6 protein-coding genes and 1 pseudogene are annotated in these 11,726 nt (G+C 69.8%); 1 reads left to right on the top strand and 6 read right to left on the bottom strand.

Annotated elements, in window-relative coordinates; genetic code table 11:
• The 3 genes and pseudogenes from ABZ342_RS37745 to ABZ342_RS37735 all read right to left on the bottom strand — a co-directional run.
• A pseudogene (locus ABZ342_RS37745) lies at positions 1 to 311 on the bottom strand (glycosyltransferase family 2 protein); the annotation flags it as partial.
• Between the two features lie 2 nt (positions 312 to 313).
• A complete protein-coding gene (locus ABZ342_RS37740; RefSeq protein ID WP_360483616.1) occupies positions 314 to 1,822 on the bottom strand; it encodes a hypothetical protein in 1,509 nt (502 codons plus the stop codon).
• On the bottom strand, positions 1,819 to 3,312 hold the full coding sequence (locus ABZ342_RS37735; RefSeq protein WP_360483613.1) for a hypothetical protein: 1,494 nt from the start codon (positions 3,310 to 3,312) through the stop codon (positions 1,819 to 1,821). The genes ABZ342_RS37740 and ABZ342_RS37735 overlap by 4 nt, the downstream gene beginning before the upstream one ends.
• A 727-nt stretch (positions 3,313 to 4,039) precedes the next feature.
• Here ABZ342_RS37735 and ABZ342_RS37730 point away from each other — a divergent pair.
• The gene (locus tag ABZ342_RS37730; protein WP_360483610.1) at positions 4,040 to 6,352 is read left to right on the top strand and encodes a beta-L-arabinofuranosidase domain-containing protein; all 2,313 of its coding nucleotides are present in this window, start codon (positions 4,040 to 4,042) and stop codon (positions 6,350 to 6,352) included.
• A gap of 78 nt (positions 6,353 to 6,430) precedes the next feature.
• Here the strand turns inward: ABZ342_RS37730 and ABZ342_RS37725 are convergent, their stop codons facing one another.
• From ABZ342_RS37725 to ABZ342_RS37715, 3 genes are all read right to left on the bottom strand, one after another.
• On the bottom strand, positions 6,431 to 6,802 hold the full coding sequence (locus ABZ342_RS37725) for a DUF742 domain-containing protein (protein WP_155542617.1): 372 nt from the start codon (positions 6,800 to 6,802) through the stop codon (positions 6,431 to 6,433).
• A 342-nt stretch (positions 6,803 to 7,144) separates the two neighbouring features.
• A complete protein-coding gene (locus tag ABZ342_RS37720) occupies positions 7,145 to 8,755 on the bottom strand; it encodes a hypothetical protein (RefSeq protein ID WP_360483607.1) in 1,611 nt (536 codons plus the stop codon).
• A 52-nt stretch (positions 8,756 to 8,807) separates the two neighbouring features.
• The gene (locus ABZ342_RS37715) at positions 8,808 to 11,558 is read right to left on the bottom strand and encodes a hypothetical protein (protein WP_360483604.1); all 2,751 of its coding nucleotides are present in this window, start codon (positions 11,556 to 11,558) and stop codon (positions 8,808 to 8,810) included.
• Positions 11,559 to 11,726: the final 168 nt, after the last annotated feature.

Raw genomic sequence — 11,726 nt, 5'->3', positions numbered from 1 at the left:
TTGACGTCGGCGACCTGCTCGGCGGCCACCACGCGGGGCTCGCCTTCGACGTCGGAGGCGCCCATCGACAGCAGGCCGGTGCCGGTGACGACGGCTTCGACCGACACCTCGGTCACCGTGGACCAGCGCTGCCAGTAGGAGGCCGGGAACCGGCCGAAGTACGTGTTGCCCGACACCTTCGTGGCCGGGGCCAGCCGGACCGCGTCGCGGTCCCGGACCGCCGAACCGGTGCGGACCTCGGCGTAGAGGTCCTTGCTGACGATCGGCGCCGGGCCCGCGTACAGGCCGCGCTGCGTGATGAGGTCGGTCATGCTCAAGCTCCGCTTCCGTTGCCCCGGACGAGATACAGCTGCTGGGTGCCGGCCCACGGCGACGTCAGTGTCCAGTGGGCCAGCGCACCGGGCGGCGGATCGCCGCGCACCAGGGCGTAGTCGGTGACGATCGGCTGGTCGCCGAAGTCGAAGAACCGAAAGTTGACGTCGACCAGCGCCCGGCCGAGCGCGCCGAGGTGGGCCTCGCGCTCGGTGATGGCCGGCCCGACGGCGCCGCGGTCGTCGAAGAGGTCGACGATCGCGCAGCCGCAGCTGTAGGCCAGCACGCCGATCTCGCCGCCGCTGCGCACGGTGCCGCCGCCGACCAGCCGGCCCAGCTCCGGTCCGATCCGTTCGTAGTCCGCGGTCGCGTCGTGGTTGGACATCAGCGGCGCGAACCGCCGCGGCAGGCCATCGGCCGCGTAGGCCCCGACGCTGACCGCCAGCACGCCCGCGACCGCGACGGCGGCCACCACCCGGGCCGGCACGCGGACCGCGGCCGTCGCGGCGGCCGCGAGGAAGAGCGTCGCCGCGACCAGGCTCGGTCCGTAGTACCAGTGGTACGGCGGCACGTGCAGCCGCGTGTAGGCGAGGTAGTGCGCGATCCCGGCGGGCACCAGCGGGACGAACGGCCGCACCCGGGCCCACAGCGGGCCTCCCCGGGCCGCGTCCGCCACGCAGAGCGCGAAGGCGAGCAGGGCGAGCGCGGCCGGGAGGAAGGACGCGATCGTCGCCAAGGGGAAGACCTCGGCGTAGAGCCCGGGGCCGTTGCCGAAGTCCCATTGTCCCCAGGACTTCTGCAGGGTCTTGATGATCACCGTGTCCGGCACCGCCGACCCGAGCACGACCCAGCTGAAGGCGAACCAGGGGAGCGCGACCGCCGCCGCGGCGAGCACCGACTGCCACGCCTTCTCCCAGAACCGGCGTCGCAGCGCGAAGAGCACCAGCGCGACCACGACCAGATCGAGCCGGACGAGGGCGAGCAGCCCGGTCAGGACGCCGAGGGCGACCGGCCGCCGTTCCCGCGCGAAGACCAGCAGCCAGGCGATGCCGGCCGCGCCGAGCTCGACCTCGAGCCCGATCGACGACAGCAGCAGCGGGTTCACCGTCACCAGGGCGACGGCGGCCGGCGCGAACCAGGCCGGCAGCCCCGCCCGGTCGCCGGCCCGGCGCAGCGCGAGGGCCAGCGCGACCTGGCAGAGCACGAACAGCGCGCCGGCGGCGAGCACCGCGTCGCGCAGGACCAGGGTCAGCGCGGCGAGGAGCAGGACGTTCAACGGCGACGTCGCGGTGTTCGACGTCTCGGCCGCGATCAGCCCCCAGTGCCCGTGGAAGGCGAGGTTGCGCGCGTAGGCCAGCGTGATGAACGTGTCGTCGACGAGGTGCGGGCGCACCACCGCGAAGACCAGGGCGGACACCACGGCCACCGCGCCGGGCAGCACCCAGCGCCGCGGCCGGGACTCCGGGGCCGCGATCTCGGCGGCGGGGTCCCGCCGCTGTGCCACGGTCACGGTTCGCGGGTGAGGGTGAAGTGGCCGACGCCCTTGGCCGCGGACTGCACCTGCCAGCTGTCCGGCCCGGTCGCGGGCCCCGAGCCGTACTGCAGCCGGTAGTCCGGCTTGCGCGGGGTGATCGAGCGGTCCAGCCAGTGGTAGTTCATCCGCAGCGCGAGGCTCATCAGCGGGTTCGCCGTCGCGATCCGCTGCTCGACCAGCTCTTTCGCGTGGCCGCGGTCGGAGAACTCGTCGATGATGGCGCACTCGCAGTAGTACGCGAGGGTGCCGATCTCCCCGGGACTGGCCACGCTCGCGCCGTCGAGCCGCGCGTCCAGCTCCTTGCCGACCCGCGCGTAGTCCTGCGCGCTGGCCCAGTTCCCGAAGATGACCGGCGACTTCCACGGCACGCCCTGCGCGGCGTCGACGGCCGCCGCGCTCAGCACCAGCACCCCGGTCAGCCCGAGCGCCAGCAGCGGGGGACCGGTGCGCAATGCCGTCCGCGCGCGTGCCTGCCCGAACCAGGCCCCGAAGGCCGCGACGGCGAAACTGCTCACCGTCGTCGTCGGAGCCACGTAGTACCAGTGGAACGGGCCGACGCCGATGAACGAGTAGGCGACGAAGTAGAGGATCCCGCCGGCACCCAGCGCCGCGACCGGGCCGAGCGCGGGGAACTCCGGCCAGCGCACCGAGAACCGCGCCACCGCCCACACGGCGAGCGCGACCACGCCGAGCAGCGCCGGGACGAACGCCACGAGCACGGTGACCGGGTAGCCGAGGTAGTACATCACCGGCCCGGTGCTGTAGGTCCACGGCGCGAACAGCCCCACCTGCGTCTGCTTGATCGCCAGCGTGTCGGGCACGAACGAGCCGAAGGCGACCCAGCTGAAGACGAACCACGGCGCGGCCGTCAGCACGGCGAAACCGGCGGCCGGCAGCAGCCGCCGCCGGATCGCGGGCGCGCTGAGCGCGATCACCACGACGAACACGACGAGGTCGAGCCGGGTGAGGACGGTGAGCCCGGCGGTGACGCCGAACAGGATCGGCCGGCCTTCGAGCGCGAAGACCGTCAGCACCAGCAGGACGGCGGGGATCAACAGGACTTCGAGACCGATGGCGGACAACACGAACGGGTTGACCAGGACCAGCGTGACGCCGAGGACGCCGGCGGCGGGAGGCAGGGCGAGGGTGCGGCCCAGGCGCTGCCAGGCCCAGCCCAGCGCGCCGCCGCACAGGACCGTCAGGATCCCGAGCGCGACGACCGGGTGCGGGTCGCCGGCCACCCGCGTCACCAGGGTGAGCGCCGCGAGGAGCAGGACGTTCAGCGGGGAGGTCGCGGAGTTCGCGGGCGAGCCGGGGATGATGCCCCATTCGCCGTGCACGGCGAGGTTCTTCGCGTAGGCGAGGGTGATGTAGCTGTCGTCGGTGAGACTGCCGCGCACCACCAGGAAAAGCCCGGCGCCCAGCACCGCGCCGAAGACGGGCAGCCACCATCCTCGCGCGTTCACCTGCTCCGCTTCCGTTTCCGGTAGTGCCCGTTGGCCTCTGGGAAGCGCCACCGGCGCCGGATCCGTCATCTGCCCGATCGACATGTCCCGGGGACCGTAGTGACGCTTCATTACGGCGGTGCTACGTCTCGGTTAGGTCCGGCTGCGCTGTGCAACATCACCCGGTCGTGGCACGGCCGGGTGGGCTCGCGGGGCGACCGGGTTCCACTGTGGACGACCGGAGCAGGGCTTCGGGGCCTGCGCCGCGGATCGACGTCTTGACGCCGGCCCGCTGTTCGTCGATAGTGGTAAGCCAATCCGGACGCCCGAGCACGGACGAGTCGGCGCTGAAATGTTAGCGTTAACATTTTGGAGCGACAGCCCCACGACGAGGTCGAGGGCGCTACTTGATGTGCCGGAAAACGGCCGGACGGCGCGCTGTTCCTTACCGATGAACAAAGGAGTTCATGGTGTCTGCGCTGCAAACGTTTCGCCGATTGCGCCCGCGGGCTGATCGCGGCCTCCGCCGGTCCGGTCGCCTCCGGCGCCTCCCAAGTACGCGGCAGGCAACGCCGCCGCGCAGGACTTCCTTCTGTGCCAACACCAGCTGCGTCATCCGGCTACTTCGGCGACAACACGGGTTACGGCCCCGGCCCATGGGGCATGGCCGACCTGGAGCACGACAGCACGTCCTACCCGGCGATCGGGTGACCCTTCCGGCTCCTTCCGCGCTGAACGGAGAACTTCGGTGACCGGTTCCTACACCCGGCGGCAGTGGCTGCGCGCCGTCGGTGCCACCACTCTCGCTTCCACCGCCGGACCGGCCTTCGGGGGAGTATTCGCCGACGCGGCGACCGGGGCGGTGCCCGCGGCGGTCGGCGTGGCCGCCTCCCCGTTCGCCCTCGGGCAGGTGCGGCTCACCGCGAGCCGGTGGCTGGACAACCAGAACCGGACGCAGAGCTACCTGCGCTTCGTCGACGTCGACCGGCTGCTGTACAACTTCCGGGCCAACCACCGGCTCTCCACCAACGGTGCCGCGAGCAACGGGGGCTGGGACGCGCCGAGCTTCCCGTTCCGCAGCCACGTGCAGGGGCACTTCCTGACGGCGTGGGCGCAGCTGTGGGCGGTCGCCGGCGACACCACCTCCCGGGACAAGGCCACCTACCTGGTCGCCGAACTGGCCAAGTGCCAAGCCAACAACGCCGCGGCCGGGTACACCGCCGGGTACCTGTCCGGCTTTCCCGAAGCCGACTTCGACAGCCTCGAGGCCGGACGCCTGTCGAACGGCAACGTGCCCTACTACTGCGTCCACAAGACCATGGCCGGCCTGCTCGACGTGTGGCGGTACATCGGCAGCACCCAGGCCCGCGACGTCCTGCTGAACCTGGCGGCGTGGGTCGACCGGCGAACCGGCCGGCTCGGCTACAGCCAGATGCAGTCGGTGCTGGGCACCGAGTTCGGCGGCATGAACGCCGTGCTGACCGATCTCGCCCTGGACACCGGCGACACGCGGTGGCTGGCCGTCGCCCAGCGGTTCGACCACGCAGCCGTGTTCGACCCGTTGGCGGCCGGCCGTGACCAGCTCAACGGGCTGCACGCCAACACCCAGATCCCGAAGTGGATCGGCGCCGCGCGGGAGTACCAAGCCACGGGCACCACCCGCTACCGGGACATCGCCACCACCGCGTGGACGATCACCGTCGGCGCGCACACCTACGCCATCGGCGGCAACAGCCAGGCCGAGCACTTCCGCGCACCCAACGCCATCGCCGCGTACCTGAACCAGGACACGTGCGAAAGCTGCAACACCTACAACATGCTCAAGCTGACCAGGGAACTGATCACGCTCTACCCGGACCGCGCCGACCTGGCCGACTACTACGAGCGGGCGGTGCTCAACCAGATGATCGGCCAGCAGAACCCGGCCGACGGCCACGGGCACGTCACCTACTTCAGCTCGCTCAACCCCGGCGGCCGCCGCGGCCTCGGCCCGGCGTGGGGCGGCGGCACGTGGAGCACCGACTACAACTCGTTCTGGTGCTGCCAGGGCAGCGGGCTGGAGACCCAGACCAAGCTCGCCGACTCGATCTACTTCCGCACCGGTACGACACTGATCGTGAACCAGTTCCTGCCCTCGGTGCTGAACTGGACCGAGCGCGGCATCACCGTCACCCAGACGACGTCCTTCCCGGCCGGCGACACGACCACGCTGGGGATCACCGGGAACGTCGGCGGGACCTGGGACCTGCGCATCCGCATCCCGGGCTGGACCAGCGGGGCGACCGTCGCCGTCAACGGCGTGGCCCAGAACATCGCCACCACCCCCGGCAGCTACGCCACCGTGACCCGCTCGTGGGCCACCGGCGACACGGTCACCGTCCGGCTGCCGATGAAGGTCGTCCTGCGGCCGGCCAACGACAACACGAACGTCGCGGCGGTCACCTACGGGCCGGTGGTCCTGGCGGGCAACTACGGGAACGGCACGCTCACCGGGCTGCCCACCCTCGACCCGAGCTCGATCACCCGGACCAGCGGCAGCACGCTGTCCTTCAGCGCCAAGGCGAACGGTGCCACGGTGGGCCTGGTGCCGTTCTACGACGCGCAGGGCTTCACCTACACGGTGTACTGGAACACCGGCGGGCCGGCCTCCCACTTGGTCAACGTGGGAAGCGGGCTGCTGCTGGGCATCGAGAACATGTCCACCGCCGACGGCGGCCGCGCGCTGCAGTGGACCGACAACGGCACCGCGGACCACAACTGGGAGATCGTCGCCGACGGGACCGCGGTCCGCTTCCGCAACGCCAACAGCGGCAAGGTGCTCGGCGTGCAGGACATGTCCACAGTGGACGGCGCGCAAGTCCTGCAGTGGGCGGACAACGGCACCGCCGACCACCGGTGGACGGTCGTCGACCAGGGCGACGGCACGGCGAAGATCCGCAACGTCAACAGCGGCAAGCTGCTGACGGTGGCGAACGGCTCGGCCACCGCCGGCGCGTTCGCCGTCCAGGGACCCGACAACGGCGCCGCCGCCAACCGGTGGCGGATCGTCTCGACCGGCTGATCACCGCGGGCAGGCTGATCTCGGTGCCGGATCGCCGGGATCAGCCACCGCCGCAGCCCCGGCGTGCGGCGAGAGTGACTACGTCATGGCGTGAAGACCGCGAAGAACCCGCTCCATGAAGCTGATGCTGGGACGATCGCCGGGGGCCAGTCGCATGTCCTGCACTGTCACCAGGCCACGGTCGGCGAGGTCGGACACCAGGACCCGTGCGACGCCCAGGGGAATTCGCCGATACGCGGCGATCTCCGCGACCGATTGCGACGAGCGGCACAGGAGGCAGATCGCTGCCTCTTCCCGGGAGCAGCCGTGCTCCGGAGTACGGCCTCGCTCGGTTGCCGCGATGAGCGTTTCGACGGGGAGCGTGCGCGTGGGCCGCGTACGTCCATGGGTGCGGAAGTACGGCCGGACAAGATCTGCCGTGTCCGGGTCGAGCCCTAACGCCGGCTCCACTTCGGCTCCTCACTGAAATTATCGACTGCCGGAAATTATTTGCCGGTCACCAATCGTCGGCAAGCGACCGAACGGGTAAAGCGCCGGTAACAGTCGGCGACTTCGCCGCTCGCCGCCCTCCGGTGATCGACCGTTGACGCCGTTCACCCAGGCTCCGCCCCGCAGGACGAGGTCGGAGTCCTCGTCCCGCAGCGCGGCGATCCGACGTGCGTGGCCCGGCCATCACCGTCGTCGTGGCCAGGGCCCCGACCGCCGGCAGGGCGATCCCCAGCTCCGCGCCGGGGCTCATCGGCGTCCTTCCGGCATCACCGGCGAAGTATCCCAGTCGAACGCGAGGCCGGCCTATTTGCTCGGCGCTGCCGGTTTCGCGGGTGCGGCGGCCTTCTCGATGAGCGCCTCGTCGAGTTCGACGATGCTGGTGAACTTCTTGCTCATCGGGTGCTGCGGGGTCCGGTAGCCGACCCCGTCGACCAGAACGACCGTGCTCCGCAAGGTGAACCCGGCCGTCTCGGCCGGCGTGCGCGCGGACGTCAGCAGGTCCACCAGCACCTGGAGGATCGAGGCCACCGGCACCCGCCGGACGAACTTCAGGTACAGGTAGAGGCACTGGGTCGCGCCGTCACCGTGCCCGCCGATGAGCACGTGCGTGAGCAGGCCGGGGGTGCCCGGGTTCACGAAGAAGTGGCTGCCGATGTCGAACGGCGACGGGGCCTTGCGGTTGGGCAGCCAGCCGTTCTCGAAGATGTAGAACGGCTTGCCGTCGACCCGCATCACCGGCCGCCAGAACTCCTCCTTGGCCAGGTCGTCGATCCCCTTGACCAGCTTGTTGCCGACCAGCGCGGAGACGAGCGCAGCCAGGTGCTCGAACTTGCCGGACTTGACGAACTTCAGCACCACCTCGTCGCCGGTCTCCTCGACGACCTTCTTCTTGTCCGGGCCGACCCCCGCCTTGAGCGCGGCGAGGTTGAGCACCTTGTCCTTCTTGATCCTCAGCTCGTGGTGGGAGTCTCCCGCCTCGGTCGCGAACTCGAGCGGGATGAACAGATCCCGGCGAGCGGGCAGCTTGGTCTGCAGGTAGACGCCCCGGTCACTGGTGACGAGGTTGAAGATCGGCCGGGGTGGCCGGTCCCGGGTGAAGCTCTCGAACGGGGCGTTGACGAACTCGATCCCGACCGCCCGGTTGTTGGTGTGCTCGCCGTGGAACACCTTGGTGGCGACGTCCACGAACTGCAGAATGCTCCCTTTTCCCTTGGCGTCCAGGTTGTTGACGCAGAAGTGCGGGATCAGGAAGTCCCCTTCGGCGGACTTCCGGATCCCGGCGATCGAGAGGTCACCGAAGCCCGCGGTCTCGTGGAGGAGGATCTGCGACGGCATGCCCACCGTGCGGACCCCGATACTCGGGTTGTACTTGCCCAGATCCGCGACGTCCTTCCAGTTCTTGAAGGTCAGCGCGTCGGAGGCGATCGGGTACTCCTCGGAGTAGCCGACGAGGGTGTTCCCGTCGACCGGGTCGAACTCGTGCACTTTCGCCGGGTTCGACGCCCGAGCGGGGTCGTAGGGCTTGTAGAACTTCTTGATCACCGCGTTGGTGGCCTGCACCCACCTCAGCGAGTAGGCACTGAAGTAGGAGATGTCGCCACGCGGTTCCGCGACGGGGTGGCGGGTGTCGGCGATCGGGAAATCGGTGACACCCGATCTGTTGCGGACCAGGTCCAGATAGGCGCGTGCGAGGGTCCCGTGTACCTCGAAGGTCTCCTTCGTGGCGTTGTTGGAGAAGAAGACGACGTAGTGGATGTCCGCGGGGACGCTCGGGTTGGGGTAGCTGTCGATCTTGAACTTGCCGAACGGGGACAGCACCTCGATGACGGTGTCCGGCGTGCTGGGGTGCCCGGCGAAGAAGTCCCGTTCCTTGTCGGCGAACGCCGCCGACTCCGCCGGGCTGTAGCTGTCCATCCGTCGCGGCGTCGGCGGCGTTATCCCACCGGGCGAGGTCGGGGTGGCCATCCTACACCTGCTGACCGGTCTTGGGGTCGTAGGTGACCTCCACCGCGACGACCTGGTCGGTGGGCAGGACCTCGACCCACTGGTCGAAGATCTGGTACGGGTCGGCGGGCCGGAACCCGCCGTCCAGCGGGTCGAACCCGGTCTGGTACACGGTCTCGGTGGCCAGTGTGTTGGCCATCGTGGTGTTGGCCGCCTCGAGCTCCGCGGCCAGCAGCGTGAGCACCTCGCCGATCTGCTTGCCCCGCCACTCCGGCGGATCCCCGGCCTGCCAGTCGTAGGTCAGCGTGAGGTTCTCGGTGCCCTCCACACCGGCCTTCGTCAGCCAGTCGTACGCTGCCGACTCGAAGCCCGGCCGGATGGGCAGCACCGCCTTGACCCACGCGGCGTTGAGGAACTCGTTGCGCCGCGCGTCGCCGTCGGTCTGGATAAGCCAGCCCAGCGAACTGCCCATCGGTGCCGGCTGCGAGCTCCCGGTGATCAGGTAGTTGACCCGGTACTCCTGCTCGGACGGCGGCTTGCCCGGGTCGTACCCGTCCCCGAGGTTCGTGGCGATCGCGCCCGGCTTGTTCTCCGACGACGTGTGCGAGTACCAAGTCAGCACGGTCTCGCCGAGCAGCGGGTCGTTCTTGTTCATGTACTGCGGCGCGTCGGACGGGAGCCAGATGGCCGGCGGCACCTCGTACCGGCCCAGCGAGGTCGCGCCGGCCGCGCCGGTCGAAGCGCCGGGGCGCCAGTAGTCGGGCGCCACGAAGTACAGCATCTGGTCGACGTCGAACATCTGGCGGATCAGTTCGGACGCCAGGTGCTTGTCCGGGACGATCGACTCCAGCTTCTGGATCAGCTGGGCGTAGACGGCCTGCCGCTCCTCGTTGCGCAGGTCCTCGGACGGACGCGGTTTGACCCCGCTGACCGTCTTGAGCCGGTCGGCCACCGCGTTCGCGTACGCCTGCCGCAGGATCAGCGCCACCGACCGGTCGTAGTCCGCCTGCGCGGCGGCGTTCGCTTCCTTGATCGCCTGCACGGTCGCGGACAGCGGCTCGTACACGATCGTCGCGTCGAACGGCAGGGCCATGGCGCCGTGGAAGTTGGCGTGGGTCAGCCGGATCGAGAACGAGTTCTGCGCGACGTCCGGGTTCGGCTTGCCGTGGTCCGGGTTGTCGATGACGAACCGGACGTCCGCGCCGTGGAAGTCGAGCAGGCCGATCTTGCTCACCTGGTACCCGTCGGGCGGGTCGGGCAGCGGGTTCGGGAACCAGAACTGGATGATGTTCGCCTCGCCCGCGACCGGCTTGTTGATGCCGTGGTCCTGGTTCTCCGGCTCGGTCTCGTAGTCCAAGTCGTTGTCCGGGCCCCCGCCGTGCGACTGCTGGAACGGCACCGACAGGTGGTACACCACCGACTTCTCCCCGGGTATCGGCTGCGGGGCCGGCTTCGTCACCGAGGTGAGATCGGGCGCGGGCACCACGCTGACCATCTCCCCGATGCCCAGGTGCAGGCCGGGCGCCGTACCGGTGAGGGTGCCGCCCGCGTCCGTCGACAGCCCCAGGAACACCTGCCAGGACAGCTGGTTGCCCAGGTGCTGCAGTTGCACGCCCACCTTGCGCATCTTGCGCCGCAGCTCGTAGTTGACGAGCTTGTCGGTGGTGTTCTGCACCACGTAGCGACGGCTGTTGGTGTCGGTGGTCTCGGTGCTGGTCTTGAACGTGGTCTTGAAGTTGCGCGTGATCTCGCTGGACACCTTGCTGCTCTGGGTCCGGGTGTACTTGTGGGTCAGCTCGGACGAGTGGTTGGTCGTGGTCTTGTTGCTGAACGAGGCGCTGCCCTCGGCGTGCCAGATTCCGGCGAAGCCGCCGCCGCCCGACGCGCCGGCACCCAGTGTGGTGTCGTTGGCGTTGGACTCCTTGACGGCGTCGGCGACGTCGCTCTGGTCGGTCAGGCTCTCCTCGACCTTGCGATCGGTCGTCTCGGACTGCTCCGCGGTCTGCTCGGTCAGCGTGCGCCGGGTGCTGGTCTCGATGAGCTCGACGGTGCCGCCGGGGCTGAGCCACAGGTGCCCGGCCGGCGTACCGAGGAACGTGTCGAACTCGAAGAAGTACTCCCGGAACAGGTTCACCAGGCCGACCGGGGAGAGAACCGCGTCGGTGAGCGGGTGCTCGTCGGCGATCGCGGTGAGCTCGTCGGGGGTCAGCGCGCCGGCGGTGAAGTGCTGCGCGTTCTGCCGGCCGCGCCAGCCCATCAGCGGCTGGTACACGCCGAACACCTCGCTGGCGTAGGGCAGCGTGCCGGCGAACTGGTTGACGGGGCGGCCGTTCGCGACCGGCGGCGCGGCCTTCGGCGCCGGGAGCGTCTGCACGTTGGCCACCGGACCGCCGGCCGCCGTGGCGTACGGCAGGACCGTCCACGGCCGGCCGCCGGCCCCGCCGGCCAGCAGTACCTCCCGGTCGGTCTGCCCGGCCGGTGCCACGAACGAGATGGTCTGCGGCCCGATCGCCGGCGTGGTCAGCGTCTTGCCCACGTACTGCCGGCTGAGGTTCGCGTCGTGTTCGAGGAACGCGCCGCTCAGCGCGGCCACATTCGGATACCGGCGCGGGTCCTGGACGTCGATGTCGGCCGGGACGGCCAGCGCGATGCGCGGTACGGTCGCCAGGTCGTTCTGCGACGACTGGACGGTGTAGGTCCAGACCTGGTATTCGGCGTCCGGTCCGCTTTTGGCCAAAAGTACCTTGCCGGTGAACGTGACGAGCAACGACACGTCTGCCCCCTCCAGTGAATGCAGCTTGACGGACAAGGTGCGGATGGCACGCCCACCCCCGCCTTCGGTGCTCGACCAATTCCGGTTGCCGGGCCCGATTACCAAGCTAGCCTTTTCTTCGATCGAATCCGCGAAACGCCCGCAAGTTCGCACGAAGAGGCATGAATG

The sequence above is a fragment of the Amycolatopsis sp. NPDC005961 genome (assembly GCF_040629235.1).
GTDB lineage: Bacteria > Actinomycetota > Actinomycetes > Mycobacteriales > Pseudonocardiaceae > Amycolatopsis > Amycolatopsis camponoti.
The sequence above is the reverse complement of the archived record's forward strand: the minus strand, read 5'-3'. Positions and strand labels throughout refer to the sequence as shown.

Bases quoted from the DNA above. Each gene is read 5' to 3' on its own strand.
- ABZ342_RS37720 (WP_360483607.1), bottom strand. From the start codon at position 8,755: ATGGACAGCTACAGCCCGGCGGAGTCGGCGGCGTTCGCCGACAAGGAA.